The organism is Imperialibacter roseus (assembly GCF_032999765.1).
Classification (GTDB): Bacteria; Bacteroidota; Bacteroidia; order Cytophagales; family Cyclobacteriaceae; genus Imperialibacter; species Imperialibacter roseus.
The window spans coordinates 2,708,791-2,730,693 of sequence record NZ_CP136051.1 but is presented as its reverse complement, the minus strand read 5'-3'; the positions used below and the strand labels follow the sequence as shown (position 1 = coordinate 2,730,693).

The 21,903-nt window shown below is 42.2% G+C and carries 22 protein-coding genes; 20 read left to right on the top strand and 2 right to left on the bottom strand.

Annotated features, from left to right (window positions below; genetic code table 11):
• Positions 1–24: 24 nt before the first annotated feature.
• Positions 25–672 (top strand): hypothetical protein, encoded by a 648-nt coding sequence (locus tag RT717_RS11290; RefSeq protein ID WP_317491841.1) that lies wholly within the window; start codon positions 25–27, stop codon positions 670–672.
• Here the strand turns inward: RT717_RS11290 and RT717_RS11285 are convergent.
• Positions 656–1,189, bottom strand: coding sequence for a class I SAM-dependent methyltransferase (locus RT717_RS11285; protein WP_317491840.1), 534 nt, complete (start codon positions 1,187–1,189; stop codon positions 656–658). The genes RT717_RS11290 and RT717_RS11285 overlap by 17 nt on opposite strands.
• Before the next feature lie 62 nt (positions 1,190–1,251).
• On the opposite strand from RT717_RS11285, the gene RT717_RS11280 reads away from it, so the two are divergent.
• Together RT717_RS11280 and ttcA are read left to right on the top strand one after the other, a co-directional pair.
• Positions 1,252–1,599 carry a hypothetical protein gene (locus RT717_RS11280; protein ID WP_317491839.1) on the top strand — a complete coding sequence of 116 codons (348 nt, stop codon included), beginning with the start codon at positions 1,252–1,254 and terminating at the stop codon, positions 1,597–1,599.
• A 70-nt stretch (positions 1,600–1,669) separates the two neighbouring features.
• A complete protein-coding gene (ttcA, locus tag RT717_RS11275) occupies positions 1,670–2,479 on the top strand; it encodes a tRNA 2-thiocytidine(32) synthetase TtcA (RefSeq protein ID WP_317491838.1) in 810 nt (269 codons plus the stop codon).
• A gap of 42 nt (positions 2,480–2,521) precedes the next feature.
• Here ttcA and RT717_RS11270 read toward each other — a convergent pair whose 3' ends face one another.
• Positions 2,522–3,670, bottom strand: a complete 1,149-nt coding sequence (locus RT717_RS11270; RefSeq protein WP_317491837.1) for a DUF4249 domain-containing protein — start codon at positions 3,668–3,670, stop codon at positions 2,522–2,524.
• A 497-nt stretch (positions 3,671–4,167) separates the two neighbouring features.
• Between RT717_RS11270 and RT717_RS11265 the strand changes: the two genes are divergently transcribed.
• The 17 genes from RT717_RS11265 (at position 4,168) to RT717_RS11185 (ending at position 21,894) form a co-directional block, all read left to right on the top strand.
• Positions 4,168–4,728 (top strand): hypothetical protein, encoded by a 561-nt coding sequence (locus RT717_RS11265; protein WP_317491836.1) that lies wholly within the window; start codon positions 4,168–4,170, stop codon positions 4,726–4,728.
• Position 4,729: 1 nt separating this feature from the next.
• A complete protein-coding gene (locus RT717_RS11260) occupies positions 4,730–5,638 on the top strand; it encodes a hypothetical protein (protein ID WP_317491835.1) in 909 nt (302 codons plus the stop codon).
• Between the two features lie 14 nt (positions 5,639–5,652).
• On the top strand, positions 5,653–6,057 hold the full coding sequence (locus RT717_RS11255; protein ID WP_317491834.1) for a hypothetical protein: 405 nt from the start codon (positions 5,653–5,655) through the stop codon (positions 6,055–6,057).
• Positions 6,058–6,108: 51 nt separating this feature from the next.
• Positions 6,109–8,022, top strand: coding sequence for a tetratricopeptide repeat-containing sensor histidine kinase (locus tag RT717_RS11250; RefSeq protein ID WP_317491833.1), 1,914 nt, complete (start codon positions 6,109–6,111; stop codon positions 8,020–8,022).
• Positions 7,997–8,623 (top strand): response regulator transcription factor, encoded by a 627-nt coding sequence (locus RT717_RS11245; protein WP_317491832.1) that lies wholly within the window; start codon positions 7,997–7,999, stop codon positions 8,621–8,623. Before RT717_RS11250 ends, RT717_RS11245 begins: the two co-directional genes overlap by 26 nt.
• A 110-nt stretch (positions 8,624–8,733) precedes the next feature.
• The gene (locus tag RT717_RS11240) at positions 8,734–8,994 is read left to right on the top strand and encodes a hypothetical protein (protein WP_317491831.1); all 261 of its coding nucleotides are present in this window, start codon (positions 8,734–8,736) and stop codon (positions 8,992–8,994) included.
• Positions 8,991–10,097 (top strand): hypothetical protein, encoded by a 1,107-nt coding sequence (locus tag RT717_RS11235; protein WP_317491830.1) that lies wholly within the window; start codon positions 8,991–8,993, stop codon positions 10,095–10,097. Before RT717_RS11240 ends, RT717_RS11235 begins: the two co-directional genes overlap by 4 nt.
• Before the next feature lie 13 nt (positions 10,098–10,110).
• Positions 10,111–10,431, top strand: a complete 321-nt coding sequence (locus tag RT717_RS11230) for a hypothetical protein (protein ID WP_317491829.1) — start codon at positions 10,111–10,113, stop codon at positions 10,429–10,431.
• Positions 10,431–11,375 carry a radical SAM protein gene (locus RT717_RS11225; protein ID WP_317491828.1) on the top strand — a complete coding sequence of 315 codons (945 nt, stop codon included), beginning with the start codon at positions 10,431–10,433 and terminating at the stop codon, positions 11,373–11,375. Before RT717_RS11230 ends, RT717_RS11225 begins: the two co-directional genes overlap by 1 nt.
• A gap of 26 nt (positions 11,376–11,401) precedes the next feature.
• Complete coding sequence (locus RT717_RS11220; protein ID WP_317491827.1) at positions 11,402–12,250, top strand: hypothetical protein; 849 nt, start codon at positions 11,402–11,404, stop codon at positions 12,248–12,250.
• A 432-nt stretch (positions 12,251–12,682) separates the two neighbouring features.
• A complete protein-coding gene (locus RT717_RS11215) occupies positions 12,683–13,102 on the top strand; it encodes an HU family DNA-binding protein (protein WP_317491826.1) in 420 nt (139 codons plus the stop codon).
• A gap of 473 nt (positions 13,103–13,575) precedes the next feature.
• Positions 13,576–14,061, top strand: coding sequence for a DUF6794 domain-containing protein (locus tag RT717_RS11210; RefSeq protein WP_317491825.1), 486 nt, complete (start codon positions 13,576–13,578; stop codon positions 14,059–14,061).
• A 347-nt stretch (positions 14,062–14,408) separates the two neighbouring features.
• Positions 14,409–16,133: a restriction endonuclease subunit S gene (locus RT717_RS11205; protein WP_317491824.1), complete on the top strand. Its 1,725-nt coding sequence runs from the start codon at positions 14,409–14,411 to the stop codon at positions 16,131–16,133.
• Positions 16,133–17,713: an ATP-binding protein gene (locus RT717_RS11200; RefSeq protein WP_317491823.1), complete on the top strand. Its 1,581-nt coding sequence runs from the start codon at positions 16,133–16,135 to the stop codon at positions 17,711–17,713. Before RT717_RS11205 ends, RT717_RS11200 begins: the two co-directional genes overlap by 1 nt.
• Positions 17,710–18,606, top strand: a complete 897-nt coding sequence (locus tag RT717_RS11195; protein ID WP_317491822.1) for an HNH endonuclease family protein — start codon at positions 17,710–17,712, stop codon at positions 18,604–18,606. Before RT717_RS11200 ends, RT717_RS11195 begins: the two co-directional genes overlap by 4 nt.
• Before the next feature lie 5 nt (positions 18,607–18,611).
• Positions 18,612–20,429 carry a hypothetical protein gene (locus RT717_RS11190; protein ID WP_317491821.1) on the top strand — a complete coding sequence of 606 codons (1,818 nt, stop codon included), beginning with the start codon at positions 18,612–18,614 and terminating at the stop codon, positions 20,427–20,429.
• Positions 20,430–20,433: 4 nt separating this feature from the next.
• Positions 20,434–21,894 carry a type I restriction-modification system subunit M gene (locus RT717_RS11185; protein WP_317491820.1) on the top strand — a complete coding sequence of 487 codons (1,461 nt, stop codon included), beginning with the start codon at positions 20,434–20,436 and terminating at the stop codon, positions 21,892–21,894.
• The last annotated feature ends 9 nt before the right edge of the window (positions 21,895–21,903 follow it).

The following is a 21,903-nucleotide window of genomic DNA, read 5'->3' as shown; positions in this document are numbered from 1 at the left end:
TTCATCATTCAAAAAGAACGAAAGATGGACAGCAGACTGGAGAAATCAAGCGGAATAGCCATTATCATTGGCTCAGTATTCATGGTGCTCACAATGGTGCTGCACCCGGCGGGCGGCAATTCAGCTCACATCAGGCAAATGTCTGACATCATCATCGCCAGCCACTCTTTGGCAATTCTGTCCATCATTGTGCTCTGCTATGGCCTTTTGGGGCTCGCAATCAAGCTTAAGTCCGACATTGTTTTGTCCTATGGAGGTGCAGTGCTTTTCGCCTTTAGTGCCGTAGCTGTGATGATGGCAGCGGCATTGAATGGCTTGGCAGTACCGTTTTTCCTGGAGCGAATGGGTGAGATCACCAGCGAAAACAATGATTTGATCAGAGCTGTGCTGATCTACAATTATTCACTCAATAAAGCTTTTGATCTCATTTTTATCCTGGCCATGTCTGGTGCTGCCGTGCTTTGGTCGTGGGCCATCGTGAGAACGGGCTTATTGAAAAAGTGGCTTGGATGGCTCGGATTGGTTGTGGGTATTCTTGCCATTGCTATGACGTTGTTCGGGTTTGTTTTTACCGACCTGGAGGGGCTTCGCATTTTTATCGGCGCTTTTGTCATTTGGCTTCTTGCAGTGGGCGTGGCATTAGCCAAAACCTCAGTTACGCTGCAGACATGATGAGCGCACTGTAAATGCCCCCTCTCTGAAACTGTGAAGGAGTGCTACCCAGTCTGGTAACAACTTCTGCCGATGTTTCGGTTAACAGGCTAGTCAGCGAGCTGAAACTTAGCGGGTAGGGCACCCACATATTCCCTCTGTCGGTGTCATATTCTACCACGATCAGCCTGCCATCTGGCAGCAAGCTGTCCAGCACTTTCTTAAGAAAGCCTTCCTGATCCTTCACATAATGGAGAGAGTTTGCCATCAAAATTCCATTCACCTTCAAATCTTCTGAGCGCAACGTGGTGAAATCTGCAACCCTGGTGTCGATTCGGGTGGCGCCCTGGAGGTCGTTTTTGGTTGGGGAGAATGAACTGCTTTTGTCTATAGCAGTAACAACACTTCCTGAGGGCAGTACAGCAGCCAGCGCTCTTGTGAACAGGCCATTGCCAGCACCCAAATCAAGCCAGGATTGGGCATCCCCGGCGTTGGACACGCCATTCTCTATCAGTTTGATTGCGGTGCTCAGTTCCATTTCTGTGTGGAGACTAAACATCGAAAGCCTGAGAAATAGTTTACCTTGTTCATAAAAACATCATGGTACTGAAAGTCATCAATTCAATTCTCATCCTTTTCTCAGTGTACATGGGCTTCAAGCATGGCTGGGGAATGGTAAGTGCTGACCCCAAAATGCTGGAAATGTTTGGCAAATGGGGCATGAGCAAGCATGCCATTATTATTTTTGGTGCTGTGGGTATTTTCGCCACCGTGTTGATTCTGTTTCCCAGAACCTTTTTCCTGGGCAACTTTATCACGGCTGGCAGCCTTTTGTTAATTGTGGCCCTCTGCCTGCAGCAGCGTGACTTCAAAACAGCACTCATTGAGCTTCCTTTTATGATTTTGCCGCTTGTTATGATTTATTTGAAGCACCCATTGGCTAAATAAAGACCTGACCTTGGCCATAATCCAGATTTCAGCATTTATTTTTGTGTCGAAACGCTAATTTGAATCGGGCATGTTGTCAGAGCTGGATCAGGAAAAATTAATCAGGCGCTTACACAAGAAGGTGTGGGCGGTGCAGGAAGACTTCGGTATCATAGAGGCTGGGGACAAGGTAATGGTGTGCCTTTCAGGAGGCAAAGACAGCTACACCATGCTCGACATGCTGCTGCACGTGCAAAAGTCGAGACAGCACGACTTCGACATCATAGCCGTGAATCTCGATCAGAAGCAGCCAGGCTTTCCTGAGGAAGTGCTGCCCAACTATCTGACCAATCTTGGCGTTGACTTTCGCATAGTAGAAAGAGATACCTATTCCGTGGTGGTTGATAAAGTGCCCGAAGGCAAAACCATGTGCAGTCTTTGTTCCAGGCTCAGGAGGGGCATTCTCTATACCACAGCCGAAGAACTCGGGGCCACAAAAATTGCGCTTGGGCATCACAGGGAAGACGTGCTGGAAACGTTTTTCCTCAATATGTTTTTCAGCGGAAAGCTGGAAGCTATGCCTGCTAAATACCGCACAGACGACGGTAAGCACGTGGTGATACGTCCGCTGGCTTATTGCAAGGAAGAGGACATCATTCAGTATGCTGAGTTAAAGCAGTTCCCTATCATCCCCTGTAACCTCTGCGGCTCTCAGCCCAATATGCAGCGCAAGGTGATCAAGCAGATGATGAAGCAATGGGAGCAGCAATTCCCCGACCGCACCGAGATCATGCTCACGGCCTTGAAAAACGTTTCTCCATCCCATTTATTCGATAAGGATATTTTCGACTTTGAGGAGCTGGTTTCGAAGGTCGGGAGGGTAGATGAGTTTGTGCCGTAAGGCCTCAGACCGGGCAACAACACTTAACGGTTCGATCGCCATCTACCTCGGCCAAAAACTCGGCTTTTCAAGCGTGCCATGGTAACGGCAGTCGCCGCATTCGGCAGGGATCATGACATATGGCTCAACGGCAGTGATCAGGTAGCCCCATTGCTGGTAGAGGCCAAATTCTACGGCGGTTGGCGGATAACCCAGCCGGGCAATACAAGGGTCGGTAGGGTACTGGATGTCCATGCCAAGAAGCGTTACCTTGTCCACGAAGAGCATTTTCTCCGACACAGCCCCTGCATCAAAATAGCCCAGTACGGCTGTTTCCGGGTCGTTCACCTTCCGGATATTGCCCCGAATTTCATAGGGCTGGGGGTCAAACAGTGTGCCAAGCGATTCGGAAGTCTTTTGAAGCTCGTACCAATAGCGGTAAGATGGCTCACTAAGGGCATATTGCTTCACCAGAATGCTGTACAGGCCGCTCAATTTGTAGCCACCTGTGCTCACGTAGGTCACCTCAAGTTTCTTTACCCGGTCCTCGGCATAGCTACTTGTATTGGCTACAAGAATGTTGCCACCCGGGTGGGTTGCATAACAAAGCCCCAACTTGGGATTTCTGATGACGTTGGCATCTTGTGAGGGATCATAAACCCACTCGCCAGGGTAAGTAAGTTTCACCTCGTAGGTTTCTGTGTAGTCGTACCTGTAAAACCTCGTTTGGCCTGTGCTATCATGCGCATCGACAAAAATACTGATCCCATCATTCACTTCTCCTTCCACATCAGTGAGGCGTAGTTCCCGCTCGTAATATACGCTGTCGATAGGAGGGCTTTGTTTTAGTGGCACCGTGTCGGATTGGTACTGTTCCCCGGAAGCAGTCACGATATTGAGCTGATATCCGGCTCCAACATGCCCTACAAAGACACGTGGATCGCTCTGATAAACGCCGGGAGCTGTTTCTCCGAAAAGATAGACTCCCCCTTCTTCATCGGCAACTGAGACCGCCGCCCCGGCTTCTGGCAAAGCGCCAGGACTACTGAGTGGCGCTGTTCTGCTAAGAGTGATCGTGTAGGGTTCGGCGCTGTTGCTGATAAAGCCATCAACCACCAGCACACTCTTGAAACCGGGGTCTTCCGGCTCAAACGGTTCAACGCATGTGCTGAGTAAAACAAGCAGCAGAATAATGATCAGCCCTGGTCGCAAATTTAAAAGTTTTAACTGGCTTATTCCCTTTAACATCGTAAGCAATGTACACCCTCATTGGCTTCCCGGCAAGAATACAGTGACGGCCGTTCCGCCGTAAGATGACCACGCCAGTAGGTGGTTCCGGCGTGCGGTAATCGCCAAGCTTTCGGTATGCTCAGCTGTCAGGCGTCGGTACGGCAGGGAATGCGTTGGGCAGCGGCCGTCAGACGGCGGAGGTATGGCAGAAAGGTATCAGTTTGACGTGATCAAATAAAGTAGAGGTTGGGAAGCAGGAGATCTTTGCTGAGCCAAATGTTTTGATTAAAGGGGTTACTCTAGCCACTCTGCAAGTGTAACCCCTTTAATGACCGGTGATGTATGCCGATATTCTTATGAAACAGCGAGAGTAATTTCAGCATTGCGACGGATAATCCCTGAAGTTAGGGATTCAAAATTCGCTCAAATGAGTGTGTTTGCGCAGTCGTCCATATTCTAACTTCACAAAAAAAAAGGTTATGGTTGGCTTTATTAATATATTACTGATCCTGATAATTATTTTGACAATTGTCCTATTTTGGATACTGGCTGTCAAAACAGACATTTTGAGAGATCCCGGAACATGCAAAGATCCAAACGGTAAGAATAGCTTCAGTTTGGGGAGAACTCAGTTTGGGATATGGGCAGTGATCATTTTCTGTACGTTCATATGTCTTCTGACTTTAAAGAAAGATGATCCAGGAGAAGTCGAGTTTACTGAAAGTGTGGCTATTCTGCTGGGCATCAGTGCGGGGACCACAGTACTGAGCAGGTCGATAGATGGGCAATCGCCCACGTTGCGAATCAAAAACAGAGCCTTTGGCGACGGGTGTAGCAGGGGTTTTTTAAGAGATATTCTTTCAGATTCGAATGGAGTAAGTGTGCATCGGTTCCAGCAGGTATTATTTACCATACTGCTCATTTATGTGTTTATCCATTCAACCATCAAAATATCAAATTTTCCTGACATAGACGGCTATTTGCTGACCCTGTCTGGTATCAGTTCCGGAGGCTATTTAGGAATTAAAATTAGTGAATAAGATGGGGGTTAAATACTTCGATACGCTTGACAAGGCCAGAGCATTCAATGACGACACCAATGTGCTGGATTGTATTTTTCAATGTTTTGATAACATCATTCACACTGGGATTGGCTTTGATCCCAATGGCTTTTTTATCCAGGTGGTTTTGAGGTGGAATAAAAGCGTCGACATAACTGTTGCGCTAGCAGACCAATTGGGAGTAAGGCTCGGTTGTGGAACCGCCGATGAGAGAACTGCCATGAAGCCTCACTTTAAATCGTTCAATAGAAGGGCAACATTTATAAGACCTGGCATGGCCTTAGTTGGAAAAGGAACATTTGGAGCATTTGTATACAAAGATTCGAAAGAGTACCTACTATCATGCAGGCATGTGCTAGATGACCAAGATCACGAGAGCGGAATCTATCTTAAAGAGCCATATTGGGATGATAAATTGATTGCTCGATATGACGCAAACTATTACCTGGGTCCTTTGGATTGCGGAATTGCCAGAGTTGAATCTGATATGGTTTCAAAGATCAAACCCGAGATTCTTGGAATTGGATTTGCTCCCAAGCAGGTCATTGCCCCCTCTCTAGGTCAGAAAGTAGCCAAGTACGGCCCAGCAACATTTCGTCAATTTGGATATGTAAGACTCGTGGATGTCCGAAGGGAACGAAATCAGAGGTTCAAGTATTTTGAGGTTCAACCTTTTGATAATGGAGACAATTCTTTCGCTAGAAATGGAGATTCGGGATCTCTGGTAGTCATCGAAAACGACAGGGTAAATGCAGTCGGCATGGTCTTCGAAGAAGTCACTTATGATCTTTCCGGCGTTATGACTCGTTCTCTTCAAGTCCCAAAAGGTGCTCTTTGCATCAGTATGGAGGACATTACTCGTGAACTAAAAATTTCATTAACTAATTAACTAATCGATATATCATGGAGAAGAACAAACCTTACACTTACTTAGTCGAAAATGAAACTGGGAAATACTATCGAATTCATATTGCAATAGAATTGTTCGACTACGCTATTGACAAAAACCAAATCGAAATTTATGAAAACGTTCCACTAAATGACCATGAGAACCCGAAGAGGAGGAGGACGCCTTTAGATCCGTATTATTTACCACATATTTTTAAGTCGTTGATTTCTATTCCTTTAATTCCAAAGAAAGGGAACTCTGGGCTTTGGTCATCTTATTACGATTTTACCTACGACGATATAAAAAGGGACGATAAAATACAGCGGAGTGAATTTGTTCAAGTTATTGTCGATCCTTTGGACGGAACAATTAGCCACGACGGCTCAAGCACTGGTCACTACGGAGATCCAGATGATTGATTTTATTTTAACCACGGTTTTGCTAACTTCCATGATATTGGTGGTTAGCAAATGCCGTTTTTCTCAGCTCTCTTATTTTTAATTACTACCAACTTTCAGGGAGACTCCCTGAAAGCACAAAAGTATTTCGAAACATTCCAATCCGAGAAGTACTCAAACCCCAATGGAGCCATTGCCTATTTGGACAGCGCCATTTTTTTATCACAGGGGACTCCCCATAAGTCACAAAAAGCTCACTACCTACGCCAAAAAGGCATTCACCTCAAAAACCAAGGGGAGCTTGCTCAATCGCTGCAGGTGTATGACGAGGCCCTGGGGCTTTTTGAACAAGAAAATGACTCAGCTGGAATTGCTGCTACGTACAATAATATTGGTATTTCATATTTTCGGATGGCCAATTATGATTTAGCGCTTGCAAACTACTTCAAGGCAAGGGATATCAACCTTCGCTTACAAGACAATAGCGGATTGGCGAGGAATTACATAGCTATTGGGAATCTGTATGCAGACAGCCACCAATACGAAGAAGGCCTTTTAAATTATCTTGAAGCTGAGAAGCTTTTATCTGAAGATATTGATGCTTCGTCCTATGCGCTGGTGACCAAAAACATCGGACTACTTTTTAGCGAAAGAGATAACGACAACTACAACCCCTCCAAAGCCATAGAATATGGCCAGCGAAGCATTTTGAGCTATCGTGCCCAGGGAGACTCCATTAATATTGCGGGCCTTTACCACAATCTGGGGTTATTGTATGAAAATGAAGATGACCTGGGGCGAGCGGAAAACTACTACAGAAAAGGTTTGAAATTGAGGGAAGCATTCAACCTGAAGAACGACCTAGCAAGCTCCCATTTTAACCTTGGGAATGTCTCCCTAAAAAAGCACTCCCCGAATGAGGCATTGCTGTCATTTTTGAAAAGTTATGAGCTTGCCTCCGAAAGTGAAAATCTTGCACTTCTTCGAACATCCGCTAAGCGACTGTCTGAGATTTATTCTTCATTGAATGTGCCAAACCGGGCATTCAGATACCTGACCCTATACGATAGTCTTGACGAAATTCTTTTTAACACAGAAAAGGCCAGAATCATTGGCGAGCTCGAAACGAAATACGAAACAGAGCGAAAAGAAAAGGAGCTCGCTCAGGCTCAAACTGAAATCGAACGGAGAATTGCAGAACGAAACGGGTACCTTATCACGCTGGCTGTCTTTTTGTCGCTAACGATTTTGCTGGTACTTATTTATCAGCAGCGACAGGGTGCGATAAAAGCCCTCCGCCAGAGGGAAAAGGATCTATTCAATAAGAAAGTGAATGAGCTCCTGTTGGAGCAGGAGTTGACCTCACTGAACGCTATGCTCGATGGTCAGGAAAATGAAAGAAAACGGCTTTCAAGAGAATTGCATGACCGTATAGGAAGTTTACTCACGGCCGCCAGGTTTACCCTGGAGACGAACGGAAAGGAACAGGGAGATAAGCTGAAAGACTTCCTGGCCGAGGCACTTGAGGAGACACGTAACCTGTCTCACTCCCTCGCCTCGGGAGTGCTGGCCAAATTTGGTCTGGTAGCAGCGATCAATGATTTGAAGGCAAGCATTGAGGATGATAGAGATATTCAGATCTTGTTCAATCATGAGGGCCTCGACACACGCATCAACAATGAGATTGAAATAGATACTTATCGGATCATTCAGGAGCTCATAAGCAACTCGCTAAAACACTCATTTGCTAAGAAAATAACCATTTTTATCGCAGTGAGAGATCAACACCTGGAGCTCAACTACCGGGACGATGGAGTCGGTTTTATTGTCGATTCGGTTCAGGGTGGTATCGGATTGAAGAATGTAGAGGCACGAAGCAAAAAATACAATGGTCAACTGTCTATTGATAGTCGGCCCGCAGAAGGAATGCTGCTAACCCTTAACCTAGAGATTTACCCGGATGAAAAAGCTGTTACTAGTAGATGATCATCAGATCGTACTCGACGGATTAAATGGAATCTTTGACAACGAACTGGAAATAGAAGTAGTAGCTGTAGTGCGGAGTGGCAAGGAGGCAATCGCTCTGATTGAAAAGACACAGGTCGATATTGTTTGCACAGACATAGAAATGCCTGGAATGGATGGTATTGAACTGGCCAAGACGATTAAAGAGAATCATCCGGGGATTAAGGTTTTAGTACTCAGTATGTACAGTCGACCTGAGCTGGTGAAGCAGCTGGCAGCGATAGGGGTAGATGGGTTTCTAAGAAAAGATGCTGGTAAGATGGAGCTGTTGCTGGCGATAGATCATTTGGCCAAAGGAGATAGCTATTATAGCCAACACTTTACCCAATCCCTGATTGTTTCTCAGAAGAAGCAAACTCCTGCCATCCAGCTTACTTCACGAGAACTCGAAGTACTCAACCTGCTCGCCAATGGTGACAGCACAGCTGAGATAGCAGAAAAGTTATTTATTAGCTTCCACACCGTGCAATCGCACCGCAAAAGCCTTTTGGTCAAATTTGATGTTCACAACACTACTTCCCTGCTGAAAAAGGCCTCCCAACACCATCTCATCTCTTCCTGACATCCTCTTTCACTGATTTTAGGGATACACTTCCACTAACAACAGCGATTTTTCCAGCGTGTAAGTTTTGAAACTTTGATAAAAAGAATTATTCAAAACTTCACTTAGAAATGGAAAAAGTAACAATTGAACTGAAGTCTTCGGCAGATTTCAACATCATCCGAATAGACGATGTTGAGGTCATGCGTGCTCCGGGCATCCGGGTAGTTGATCTGGAAAAAGGCAATCATGTACTTACATGGCAGATCAAGGGGCAAATGGGCGATACGTATGATCTGCAAATTACCAGCCCCTCCAGATTAGCCTACACAAGGAAGGCCACCCTCGATCACAATGGCTTAGATTTTGGATTTCACTCATTTACAGTATGAAAAGAATACTACTAATGTCATGCGCAATTGCGCTCTTATCATTAACGAGTTACGCTCAAAAGGCCGAAGAGCAACTGAAAGAGTCCGCATCGAATGACTTCGACCAGAAAGCTTTCGTTCCCTTTGGGAGCTCAAGTGTGTCAAGTCCAGTATCAAACATCCACTTTTCTTCATCAAAAGGAGAGTCAGCGGTAGCGCTTAGTTTAGGGTTTCGTTTGAAAAATAGTTTATCAGGAAATATTGAAGTCTCGAGCCCGACTTCCAAGTCGGGCGTCACGAAACCTATTGGTCTTGATGGGTTGGCATCAGATGGTAAACTCACTTTTGGAGTTCAATACAGAGGATGGAAAGCTTCGGATGAAGTAACAATAAAATCTATTTTAGAAGATCTTACTCTGAAGGAATGCAATACCGACACCGTTTTTTTTCATACTAATGGGTCTTGCGCCGATTCATGCCTTTTTTACTCTGTTAACAAGTGTCCAACCGACACGAGCTTTTTGGCGCTAACCAATGATAGCAAGAGAATAGCACTAGATAGATTTTATGAAGCATCTGGCAACCCATGGTTTTTCGGTGGCACGATGACCCTTACAAAAAATGAATACAGCTACGCCACAGACAATACCCTAAGCGAAATAATCGATGACGAAAAAAGAGCACTAAGTGCCTCGCTGTATGGCGGTGTGTATGTGGGAAAGAGGTACAATAGCCTCTTTAGGGGCGTATTGCTTTTCAAAAACTCATTTAAAGCCAATAATGGTAATGATTATTACTTGCCTTTCAATGGTGGCCCTACGCTGATCCGAAAGAATATAGTTATCGGAGAGCCAGGGAAATTAAGCGACACCGAATTGAAACTGGAGAACGTAACAATCTTCGGAAACGGTGCATGGGGAGTAAATCCCAGCGTCACCTATCTGATAAATGAAAAAGCTGTGTCCGTAGATCTTCCCGTCTATTTAGTGACTGGAAAGAGCGGTGAAAAAGATCTTGGGCTGAATACCGGCATCTACTTCAACTACACCACAGGCCTTGATGCTCCCTTTACGGCGGGTGTATTTGTTGGATCAAGCCTCACCAATATTTTAAGACCAAACTAAACAACTTTCACAGATGAATGAAGCAGAAATAAACGAATTGAAACTTCGGCTCAAAGGAATGAGCGAGAGCAAAATGGATGTCATCATCGAAAAAATTAAGCCACTGGTGAGCAAGGGATTCACCCCTCAGGAAATCTTTCCCATGGGAATAAGGGTTCAGCCCGAAGAGAAAGTAGAAGATGCGGTAATTAGTTTTTTAACTCGCCCTGGCCAGGAACACAATAGTCTACTTCAACAACTTAGCGATGGAGGCCTAACAGAGGCAAGAGTCTTTACAGTTGGTATCATTCGTGATGATTTTATGCGGACAGAGGTAACCTTAAAAGGTCGTTAATGTCAAGAAAGATATTCCAGGTTCATCCTTCTCAGTATTGCAACTACAGTTGTTCGCATTGCTACTCTTCTTCCTCGCCAATGATGAGAGGGGCGGTTTCGGTCGATATTGTTTTGAATGCCATTGCCGATGCTGCAGACCTGGGATATAACAAGCTGTCGGTATCAGGGGGAGAGCCTTTATTGGTGCCTTACCTCAAGGAATTGCTGGTATCGGCAAAGACAAAAGGGATGTCTACTTCGCTTGTGACAAATGGCTCGTTTCCAGAGGAAAAATATCAACAGTTGCAAGGGCTGGTTGATACGATAGGAGTAAGCTTCGATGGTTTTGGTGCCTTGCACAACACAGTCAGACAAAACCAACTGGCATTTGAAAAAGCAAGCAGATTTCTGGGATTTGCCGGCAAGTACTTTGAGAATGTCGGCATGGTTTATTCGTTAACAGATCAGTCCTGGGAGTCAATTCCAGAAGTACTTGAGTTGGGAAAGCAAAACGATATTAGTGTCTTTCAGGTTCACCCTATCGAATTTCATGGGAGAGCCAAGTTGTCGCCCTCATTGTCGCTTAGTGAAGGGAATTTGAAGCGGGCTTATTTGTTAGTAAATGCTTTAGAGGGCCAGTATGAATTCCCACTGCAGTTTGATGTTCTTAACAAAGCATCTGCATTTGGATCAATGATACCAGACATTTCAGGGGAAGTTGCCACTGACATAGTTGATCTGCTAGTGATGAATGAGCGGGCCGAAGTACTGCCCTATACCTATGGCATGGATCTGCGATGGAAGGTTGCCGACTTGAAAAGGGAGTCCCTGAAAAGGGGATGGGAACTGTTCAAGCAGGATTTGGTTGTCGGGTTTGAACATTGGTGTAGAAACGCCATTCATAAAGTAGATAGGGTTCTATTTACCCCAGGCTTCCCATATCTTACCAGTTCCAATCAATGAAACACTAACTAGATTTTATCTAACCAATGCAGCCACCTGTTGCTTTTTACTTAATGATGAAGAAGTTAGAAACAATCTGGAAGACCTACATTAGCCCTTTTTTGGGAGTCTGTGGGATTTGTGTTTCTATCTACGCACTGATTGACACGAGCTTAGATTTTCAGGAATTAAAGAAAAACACTGATTCTCTTGCGGTGTTAATTGAAGAGGTTAAAGCTAGCACAGAAAATTTTAGTTCTGTTGTTTCTTCAGTGTCGACTCGGTACATCGGGGAATTCCCGAATAACATGGAAGATCTAGAAGAAATGTTGAGAGGCTCTAAGAAGTCATTAAAAATTGTTGTAGATGTAATAGGGTATGGCGCTTTTTCAAGAAATGACCTCTATAGCACTTATCATAACATTCTAAGAGATAAAATAAATAGTGACCAAATTGAAGTTGAAATTCTGGTTTATGACGATTCAACCAGAATTGAGGCAATGCGGGAACAATTCAGCAGTATACAATGGAATAATCCACAGCTTCAAAAGAACTTGCCTGGCTTTAAAAACTATATTCTTACAAGAGAATGGACTGAGAAAAAACCGGATAAGGAAAGAGTAGATAACCTTACAAGTATCGAAGATCTGTTTCTTTTAATCAATGAGCTTAACAACGATTTGATTAAAGAGTTGGAAAACATCAAGCCGGGAGATCAAGTCGTAACGCTTTCCAAAAGACAAGATGTTTTTATTTGGCTTGTCGACGGAAATAAGGCGATATTTTCCTATCTGAATTACGGTTTTAACGATCATGAAGTCTCATTCTATACCCAAGATGAAAATTTCATTCAGGTGCTTATAGATAGATTTAGGGGCCTGAAACACCTGGAATAACGGATGGCCTTAACTGTTCGAATAGACGCCTCCAGAAGACGGCACACTAGTAATGTGTTTGTTGAATCCCTTCCCAAATGCCGCCGCCTGATCAAGGATAACACCAGCCATCCCAATTGCGAGCTGTGCTGATATTGCCGTAACGAAGTGTTGACACAAGCTTTTCCCGCATAGAGTACTTGCCTACCGCCGCCCAGACTACAAAAGTTTGGGAGCCCAGCCAGCGCAGGTCTTTCGCAGCGCCGCTGCCAGCCAAGCCGCCTTACGCCTAACAGACAAAACTTTTGTAGTCTTTGTTGCTGCTTTTCGCAGCTCGGAGCTCAATAGCTTTTCTGAAACCGAGCATACTTCCCTCGCCTGGCGCACCCTCCCGAAGCCAAATACTCTGATTAAAGGGGTTACTCTCGCCACTCTGCAAGGGTAACCCCTTTAATGATCGGAGCGACAAAGGTCTTTATTCAACCCATCGACCAGAGTGCGCCGGCAAAGTTCTATGCCGTGGTGAATGCCACAGGAGAAGTTAACCAGCAGGGTATTTCGCAGGAAATCGCTGAAAGATCTACTGTAACACCTACCGACAGCATGGCTGTGGTAGAAGCTTTGCTTACCATGATTCCCAAAATGCTGGCCGATGGCAAAATCGTCAGGCTGGGGGACTTGGGTACCTTTTACACTAGTGTCAAGTCCTTAGGAGCCCCCACCCCCGAAGAGTTCAAAAAGAGTAATATCCTGGCAACCACCGTAAGGTTCAAGCCAGGTAAAATCTTTATGAGAACGCTTCAGGCAGCTGACTTTAAGCGGATCAACAACGGCACCATGCCACCCGAGCCGACTAACGGCAGCACTCCCTGATTTGGGGCCTGAAAAAGTTGGTGAAGAGTTGAAAAATGATGGCCAACTTTCCGGAAAAGTTGGCCGGAAAACCAAAACTCAACGCCAACTTTTAAAGACCCCACGTAAAAAGCCCCGGAAGTGAGCAGTTTCACTGCCGGTTAAGATGATGAAAAAGGCCTTCGGGCCTTTTTTTGTTGAGTTAACTTAGCAGCAAAAGTAAGATTTGACACTGCTCTCCGAAGCTCCAGGGTTTGACTCAAACTCCAACCAACTACAAGGTAGCCTGGCAAGCTGATTGGAGATCAGGGGTTGGTACCCGGCTCCACATGGGCAGGCTAAAAGGTCTGGCAGCCCATTTCTTTTTGATATAGAAACCAGCGGGCGCTGGCGTTAGGGGGGGGGTGAACCGGAGTTCTGAATTTCGCAGCCTTGTCGACGAAAAATTCTTTAGATCACAAAAGACATCAAAATTGGAGCGCACATTCAAAAGAATGGGACTAACCGAAAACGGTCTAATTACCGAAGTGATCTTTAAAGCCTTTCATCGTGAATTACTTGGACAAAGCCGTGACGAGGACAACCTAGTGAAGCAATACGTAGCAATTGAAAGAAAATGGGATCTCCAGAGTGAAAATATTGCAACGACAGACACGCTTCGAGGCACATATATTCCGGTAGATCTGGAAGACTGCTGGCGGGCACTCAATTATGATTGGTCTGAAGACGCTAAATCGTGGGTAACCAAACAAACTCAGCAAGATTTTACGGTAGGGCAACACTTCGGAGCCGGACTCTGGATGAGGAACAATTGGGGACTTTGGGCAGGATCCAGGCTTGCAAGGTACTTCAAGCAAAAAGGAATTGTGCACCCAGACAATATGTCGCGCATTATTCTGTCCACCTACTACCAGCATCTTAAAGGCGAAGAGGTTGATATTGAGGGATTATTTAGAGCCACAGTTGAAGATAACAGATGAGCCTAACATGGATACTAATGAACATGGCAATTGGTCTTGACCTCAAATCACTATTTTAGTTCAAACCAGTGCCTGACCGAAATTGCATGCTTCGACTCAAGATGCCACGCTCCCTAGCCGGGCCGTTAGGGCACATGCTAAATGAGCCAACGCACATTCAAGCACATTTGGTTTTTGCATACACGCAAAGCCAGTACAAAAAAAACAAAAGAGCTTGAACTTTTGCCAACACTTGAACTATAAATTGACGTACTTTTAGTTTATAAACAAAAAACAAAGCCATTATTGATACAAAAAGCGGCATGGATGAAATTATTGATGAACTGAACAAAGAATTGGTAGCGTAGATGGATAAGAATTCTGAAATACCTATTGGTTGGGTAGTCCAAGATTTGGGTAATATTACTTATCTGAATATGGGGCAATCACCACCATCTTCAACATATAACAATGAGGGTATTGGTTTGCCATTTTTTCAAGGAAAGACGGAATTTCAAGAGCTATATCCATACATTAACAAATTTTGTAGTGATCCACTAAAAATAGTTGACAAAGACGATATTCTTATATCTGTAAGAGCACCTGTAGGGCCTACAAACTTAGCACCTGAAAAAAGCTCTATTGGAAGGGGGCTTGCAGGAATAAAAAGTTTTTCGGGGATGCACAGTAAATTTTTACTATTTCAATTAAGGTCGATTGAAAATAAAATCTCAGACCTAGGAACCGGAACAACTTTTAAGGCAATTTCTAGTTCCAACCTTGCAAGCATTTCAATATTTCTTCCCCCACTCAACGAACAACAACGTATCGTTTCCAAAATCGAAGAACTTTTCAGCGATTTGGACAATGGGATGGCCAATCTCAAATTGGCACAAAACCAATTGAAGGTCTATCGGCAGGCTTTGTTGAAACATGCTTTTGAAGGCAAACTCACTGAGCAATGGCGCAAAGAAAACAAGCCTGAACCCGCAGAAAAACTACTGGAACGCATCAAAGAAGAACGCAAAAAACGCTACGAACAAGAACTCAAAGACTGGAAAGCTGCAGTGAAGGCTTGGGAGAAGGATGGGAAGAAAGAACAAAGACCTTCAAGGCCTAGCAAACCAATTGTTCCCGAAAAACCAAATGATTTTCATGAAAGTAAAAAATGGGAATTACCTAAAGGTTGGGATTGGTCTCAGCTAGGTTTAGTTACCTTCATAACTAAGCTTGCTGGTTTTGAGTACACCAAATACGTCAGTTATGATGAAGATGGAGACTTGTCAGTAATTAAAGCTGAGAATGCTGGTCCCAATGGTTTTAAAAGAACAGACTATTCAAGGATTAAGTCAGAGACCGTCTCAAATTTGAAAAGATCTCGGCTAAGCGGTGGTGAATTACTTGTGGTTTTTGTAGGTGCGGGCACAGGAAATGTTGCTGTCGTACCTAAGTATTCTAATTACTTCTTAGGGCCAAACATTGGTATGGCAAGGCCGTATGGAAATATTGATAGCAAATATCTTGAGTTCTTTTACCAATCTCCTATGGGAAAAGACATACTGATGGTTACCGTAAAGGCTGTGGCTCAACCATCCCTATCTATGGGAACTATACGACAGACCCCTTTAGTGATCCCATCAATTGAAGAACAAAACTTAATAATTCAGATTCTTGATGCACAGTTTTCAGTTGTTGAAAATCTTGAAAGGACAATTGAATCCGGCCTTCAAAAGTCAGAAGCCCTTCGCCAATCAATTTTAAAGAAAGCCTTTGAAGGAAAATTGGTGCCACAAGACCCCAATGATGAGCCTGCTTCGGAATTGCTAAACCGCATAGAGGCAGAAAAGAAAAAGCACCTGGAACAGCAGAAACAACAGAAGAAAAGAAAACCTAAAAATACCAAGAAGATGAGTAAAGAACTGAGCATTGAAGAAGTACTCAAAACTTCTGATAAACCCATGCTTGCCAAAGATGTATGGCAAAAGAGCAAGCACAAGGAGAATATTGAAGACTTTTATATGGAGCTAAAAGACATTCAATCCAAAATCAAGGAAGTGAAAAAAGGCACTGAATCCTTATTAAGCCTGGTATAATGAGAATAGACAAGGTACATATCAAAACACGGTTCAAAAACCTGGAAGATTTTCAGATTGATATTGATGAAAATGCCTGGGAAACCGTGTTACTGGGTCTCAATGCTACCGGTAAATCCAATTTCCTTGAGGCCTTGGTTATTATTTTTCGTGATTTGGATTTGATCTATAATCACAATAGAAAGGCACAGCAACCTTTCGACTATTACATCAAATATGAGTGCCGCGGCAATGCCATTGAAATCACCTTTGAAAAAGGTAAATATGCCTTTGTGGTAAATGGAAAAACCGAAACAACTGCGGTTACAAAAAACATAGAGCATTATTTACCCAAACACGTTTTTATCTACTATTCAGGGATAAGCGATCGCCTTGCTGATTTATACATTCCGCACCAAAAGATTTATTATGAACAAATAATAAAGGCTGGGGCAAAAATTGAAGAATTTGATACAATTCGAAGAATATTTCTTGCTCAGAATATTCATGCGAATTTTGCCCTTATTGCTTTTTATCTGTTCAAGGAAGAACAAGGTGATGAAACGATTAGATTTCTTCAAGAGGAATTAAAAATTACTGATTTTGGCTCAGCATTGTTTATGCTAAAAGAACCAGATTGGGCAAAAAGCAGGGCTGATAAAAATGCACATTTATGGGGTGCCGATGGTTTGGTTGAAAAATTCGTTAACGATCTGCTGCTATTTTCCTATGCCCCAATTCAGCATAAGGCTCGTGTTGAAGTTTCCTACAAAAAGAACGAGACTCAAGATAGGTTGTATCTGTACCTAAGAGATAAATCTACCTTCCTAGATTTAGCAGAGGATAAGTACAAGAACAAAATTGTTTTATTCAATGCATTGGAGAGTATTCACATTTCCGATATGCTTCATGATGTAAAAATCAAGGTTCAGAAAGAAGGCGTGGATGGTGAGTTGTCTATGTCTGAACTAAGTGAAGGTGAAAAACAATTGCTTACAGTTTTGGGCTTACTAAAGTTCACAAAAGATGAGGAATCCTTAATCCTCTTAGATGAACCCGACACCCACTTGAACCCCATGTGGAAATGGAAGTTCTTGGATTATCTGGATCGAGTGGTGAAAAGAAAGGAAAACACACAGATTATTTTCTGTTCACATGATCCTTTGGTGATTGGAAATATGGTAAAGTCACAGGTTCAACTATTTAAAGTTGATCCTGAAACAAAAAAGACTAAAACAGAAAGTCCAAAAGCCGACCCCAAAGGAATGGGTGTGGCCGGAATATTGACTAGTGATTTGTTTGACTTACCTACTACACTTGACTCTGATACACAACAGTTATTAGATGAAAGAAATGAGCTTTTATTTCTTGAAAGTGAAAACCAGTTGAATGATCAACAAGAGCAAAGGCTAAAAGAATTATATGAAGTATTGAACAGTGCTGGATTTTCTCAAATATTCAAGGATCCACTTTATTCTGAATTTGTCATTGCCTACCAAAAATATCTACGTAACAAAAAGGAATCATTGTTGGGTGGCAATAACGAGATTAAGAGCAAAGCTCTAGAAATAGTTAATAAAATGATGAAGAAGAAATCATGATTTATATTGACATAAACAAATTAGCGCCATCAAAAGAGTGGCTTGATAAATCTCAAGTGCTTCTCGATGAACTAATAGGCAATAGAGACGATAAGACTGAACGAGACAAGATAATTGACAGGGATTCAAGTCAAAAACATTGGAAGGCTTTAAAAGAAGAGCTTAAGAAGCTATCTTATGGGAAGTGTTGGTACTCTGAAGCCAGAGAGATTTATTCCTATTATCATGTAGACCATTTTCGTCCCAAGAAGAGGGCAATAGACGATACATCTGGTGTCAAAGTTGAACGAGATGGTTATTGGTGGTTTACTTTCGATTATAAAAATTACAGAATTTCAGGTAGTGTAGGCAACACTTCAAAGTTGGATCACTTTGCTGTAAAAGCTTATTGTTCAACGTGTCCTGAAGATGATTGTGAAAATGAGGTGATTTATTTTTTGGATCCCACGAAAAAAAGTGACCCTAAAAAATTAATAGTTAATGAAGATGGGGAAATGAAACCTGCTAACACTGTCGATACTAATTGGGATCATATTCGAGCAAAATACACCATTGAAAAACTAGACTTAAACTTCCCGGATTTAAAAAGTGCAAGGCACATCAAATGGAAAAAATGTAACACCTTGATTCAGGAAGTTGATATTCTTGATAAAGATTACCAATCAGCACCTTCACCAAAGAAAGAAGAGAGATTAGAAAATAAACTAGAGGAAATAAGAAAACTCATTGCTCCATGCGAAGAGCTTTCTGCAACCGTAAGAGCTTGCCTTCGGGCATCTAGACGAGATTGGGCACTTGCATTATTAGAAGAATCAATAGAGGTAGATAGTATCTGTGCTGATTTTATTATTCCAGCAGAAAAGGAAGCTGAACCTGATAATGCCCAAAACTAGCCTTTATGAAACTCGAAGCATTACATAAAAGCCATATTGAGCAAGCTGCAGCCATCATAGATGCGCATGGCATTCCCAAAAACTATGTTTGGAGTCAATATTATGTGGTCGTTAATGGCAAAGAGTATCCGTTTAAACATCTGATAAGAACCGCCTATGAACTAGCCACCGAAGAGCAATTACAATTCCAATCCAATGAATCGTACCGTGGATATGTTGAAAATCACTTAGGTTTTGAATTTCAGTATTATGAGGGAGGGTATAATTTCTTTACTAAGGAAGAACTGGATTTTTATGAGTCTATATATCATGAAGATTATAGGAAATCCAATAAAGATCAAGAGCATTATGGAAGGAAATTGTACCCAATAAATGCAAAGCTTAAATACTGGCTTGAACAAGTGAAGCTAGTAGGATTCAAAATAAGATATGATGGTCGTTGGCTTGGGACAAACACAAAGGTAGTTGACTATTTATGGCCTAGAATTTATAAAGGGGAAGACAATGATATTTTTTTTAATGCTGAGGTAGCAGCTTACGATAGATTTATTGGCTTTAAGCTAGATGGTTATCACGCCACCACCAAGAAACTTTCAGATTCAAAACTTGAAATTCTAAAGCAATTCAAAGATGACCCTAAAAATAGCTGGAGATGGTGGAAGATTTCATTTGATGAAATACACAATTATAATTGGGAAAGATTAATAAAGGAGACCAAAGAATATATTGAGGAGCAAATAGCAAATCATGATTACTTAAAAGAAATACTTTCTAAAGAATCCAAAATTGCCCGCATCACCTGGAACACCAACGGATGGATAAAGCCGTCCGGTTTAACAGGTAAATCAACCAATCCGAGTTTTGAAAATGAGCATGGTTTTGGTCATGAGGAATGGCTATTCGATGGAGACAAAGTGATTGAGGGCTATAAGTATGGCTTTCTAGAACCGATTCATAAATATCGCTCAAAGTATGAAGGTCAAATTTTTGACCTTACGCTTTACACCAGAGATGCGGAATCAAACAAAAGTTTTTGGGTTACCAACCTGAAAGATGTTGAAGTCCTCTTACCCGAAGAATCAGAAAAGATATTAGCGCACTATAGAAAAGAAGGTTGGTATGATGAAATGAAAGCCGATCTGTACAATCTTAACCTGGATTCTCGTCAGTTAGACACATGGATTAAAGAAGGTGCAGAACAGTTGTTCAATGTGAAGTTCAAAGCCGCTCAACTCAATGAAATCCCAGCGGAGCTAATTCCTGTATTGAACGATAATGAAATTGCATCCAATCGATACACTTTAATGGATCTGCCGTCCGATCTGCAGGAAAAAATTAAGGATAGTGTAAAAACAGGATTTTCATTCGAAGACACAGGCAGTGAGGAAGCTGATCTGGGTACAAAAAGCAAAAGAACCGGTAGAAAGAGAGAGATTGAACTCGAGTTAAAACACAATATTCTGCAAACCAAATTTTTGAAATACCTTCAGAAGAAGTATGGTAAAGCAATTGTGAAACGGGAGTGTATGGCTTATGGGGCATCAAGAATTGACGTGACCCGAAAAACCGACACTGGCTATATATTTTATGAAATCAAAACTTACAACAGTTTGAGAACTTCAATTAGAGAAGGAATTGGGCAGTTGTTGGAATATTCTCTATATCCCAATGTGAATGAAGCCCAATGTATTGTTTTGGTTTCTCATGTGGCACCGTCAGGTGAAGTTAGAAACTACCTTAATCATCTAAAGAATTTTATTAAGCTTCCTTTTTCCTATATCCATTTTGATATTGAGCAAGAGGAAATAATCTCAGAAATTTAGAAACATGGCAACAAATAATTTAATAGCGAAAATATGGTCATTCTGTGATACACTTAGAGATGACGGACTTGGATACGGTGACTATTTGGAGCAATTGACTTTTTTGCTATTCCTTAAAATGGCGGATGAAAATAAGAGTCAATATAACTTGCCTAAAAGATGCGATTGGCAAACAATTTTAACGAGTGTTCAGATCATAGAAGATTATGAAAATCTTCTAAAAAGATTATCTAGTGCCGGTGGAATGTTAAGTAAGATTTTTGCCGGTGCACAGAATAAAATTCATGATTCAGTTAAATTAAAAAGATTAATTAAGCTCATTGATGGTGAAAATTGGACAAATCAGGACGTAGATATCAAAGGAGAAATCTACGAATCACTTCTTCAGAAAAATGCTGAAAACAGTGGTGCGGGTCAGTACTTTACTCCTCGGTCTGTTATTTCTGCGATGATAACCTGTATAGACCCAAAACCCATGGAAACCATTGCCGATCCTTCTTGTGGTACCGGTGGGTTCTTTCTTGGCGCCTTGAATCATTTAAGTGAAAAGCAATTATCAAAGGAAGAGGCTAATTTTCTAAAATTCAAAGCATTCCATGGATGGGAAATTGAGAAATCTACGGCTCGTTTGTGTTTAATGAATCTCTTTCTACATGGTGTAGGTGACCTAAAAGAAACTCCTGACATACAAGTTACAGACAGTCTAAAACGTGGAATTAATGGAGAAGTTGAAGAAAATGAAAAGGTGTCGATTGTATTGGCGAATCCTCCATTTGGAGTGAGTAGTAGTGATATTCCAACCATTGATATAGAGCAGTCTAAAAAAGATGGATATTTTCTTAGAAAAGATTTCTGGGTAACAACTAGTAATAAACAGCTAGCATTTTTACAACATATAGTTGCAATGTTGAAAAATAATGGTCGTGCAGCAGTAGTTCTTCCTGATAATGTGCTGTTTGAAGGGGGAGCCGGAGAGACTATCAGAAAAAGACTATTGGAAGAAACCAACTTACATACTATTCTACGACTTCCAACTGGAATTTTTTATGCCCAAGGAGTAAAAGCAAATGTTCTTTTCTTTGATAAACCTCAAGAGTCAGTAAAATCAGCTACTAAAGAAGTTTGGTATTATGATTATAGAACTAATATTAACCATACTCCAAAGAAGAATCCTCTCAAAGCCACAGATTTAAAGGAGTTTATAGAGTTATATCATTCCGTTGATCTCACCAAAAGAAAAGAAACATGGTCACAAGAAAATCCTGAAGGTCGTTGGCGAAAGTATTCACGAAAAGAACTTTTAAATCGTGATAAAACGAGCTTAGATATTTTCTGGCTACGTAATGACAGTATATTAGATTTGGACAATTTACCTGATCCGCACGAATTATCTAATGAGATAATTGAGAATATTGAAGGAGCCTTGGAAAGCTTTAAAGAAATTAGATTAAAGCTAGAAGGTTAGTCCAGCCTC

Coding starts and splice junctions, on each gene's coding strand:
- RT717_RS11290 (WP_317491841.1), top strand. CDS start 25: ATGGACAGCAGACTGGAGAAATCAAGCGGAATAGCCATTATCATTGGC.
- RT717_RS11285 (WP_317491840.1), bottom strand. CDS start 1,189: ATGGAACTGAGCACCGCAATCAAACTGATAGAGAATGGCGTGTCCAAC.
- RT717_RS11280 (WP_317491839.1), top strand. CDS start 1,252: ATGGTACTGAAAGTCATCAATTCAATTCTCATCCTTTTCTCAGTGTAC.
- ttcA (WP_317491838.1), top strand. CDS start 1,670: ATGTTGTCAGAGCTGGATCAGGAAAAATTAATCAGGCGCTTACACAAG.
- RT717_RS11265 (WP_317491836.1), top strand. CDS start 4,168: ATGGTTGGCTTTATTAATATATTACTGATCCTGATAATTATTTTGACA.
- RT717_RS11260 (WP_317491835.1), top strand. CDS start 4,730: ATGGGGGTTAAATACTTCGATACGCTTGACAAGGCCAGAGCATTCAAT.
- RT717_RS11255 (WP_317491834.1), top strand. CDS start 5,653: ATGGAGAAGAACAAACCTTACACTTACTTAGTCGAAAATGAAACTGGG.
- RT717_RS11250 (WP_317491833.1), top strand. CDS start 6,109: ATGCCGTTTTTCTCAGCTCTCTTATTTTTAATTACTACCAACTTTCAG.
- RT717_RS11245 (WP_317491832.1), top strand. CDS start 7,997: ATGAAAAAGCTGTTACTAGTAGATGATCATCAGATCGTACTCGACGGA.
- RT717_RS11240 (WP_317491831.1), top strand. CDS start 8,734: ATGGAAAAAGTAACAATTGAACTGAAGTCTTCGGCAGATTTCAACATC.
- RT717_RS11235 (WP_317491830.1), top strand. CDS start 8,991: ATGAAAAGAATACTACTAATGTCATGCGCAATTGCGCTCTTATCATTA.
- RT717_RS11230 (WP_317491829.1), top strand. CDS start 10,111: ATGAATGAAGCAGAAATAAACGAATTGAAACTTCGGCTCAAAGGAATG.
- RT717_RS11225 (WP_317491828.1), top strand. CDS start 10,431: ATGTCAAGAAAGATATTCCAGGTTCATCCTTCTCAGTATTGCAACTAC.
- RT717_RS11220 (WP_317491827.1), top strand. CDS start 11,402: ATGCAGCCACCTGTTGCTTTTTACTTAATGATGAAGAAGTTAGAAACA.
- RT717_RS11215 (WP_317491826.1), top strand. CDS start 12,683: ATGATCGGAGCGACAAAGGTCTTTATTCAACCCATCGACCAGAGTGCG.
- RT717_RS11210 (WP_317491825.1), top strand. CDS start 13,576: ATGGGACTAACCGAAAACGGTCTAATTACCGAAGTGATCTTTAAAGCC.
- RT717_RS11205 (WP_317491824.1), top strand. CDS start 14,409: ATGGATAAGAATTCTGAAATACCTATTGGTTGGGTAGTCCAAGATTTG.
- RT717_RS11200 (WP_317491823.1), top strand. CDS start 16,133: ATGAGAATAGACAAGGTACATATCAAAACACGGTTCAAAAACCTGGAA.
- RT717_RS11195 (WP_317491822.1), top strand. CDS start 17,710: ATGATTTATATTGACATAAACAAATTAGCGCCATCAAAAGAGTGGCTT.
- RT717_RS11190 (WP_317491821.1), top strand. CDS start 18,612: ATGAAACTCGAAGCATTACATAAAAGCCATATTGAGCAAGCTGCAGCC.
- RT717_RS11185 (WP_317491820.1), top strand. CDS start 20,434: ATGGCAACAAATAATTTAATAGCGAAAATATGGTCATTCTGTGATACA.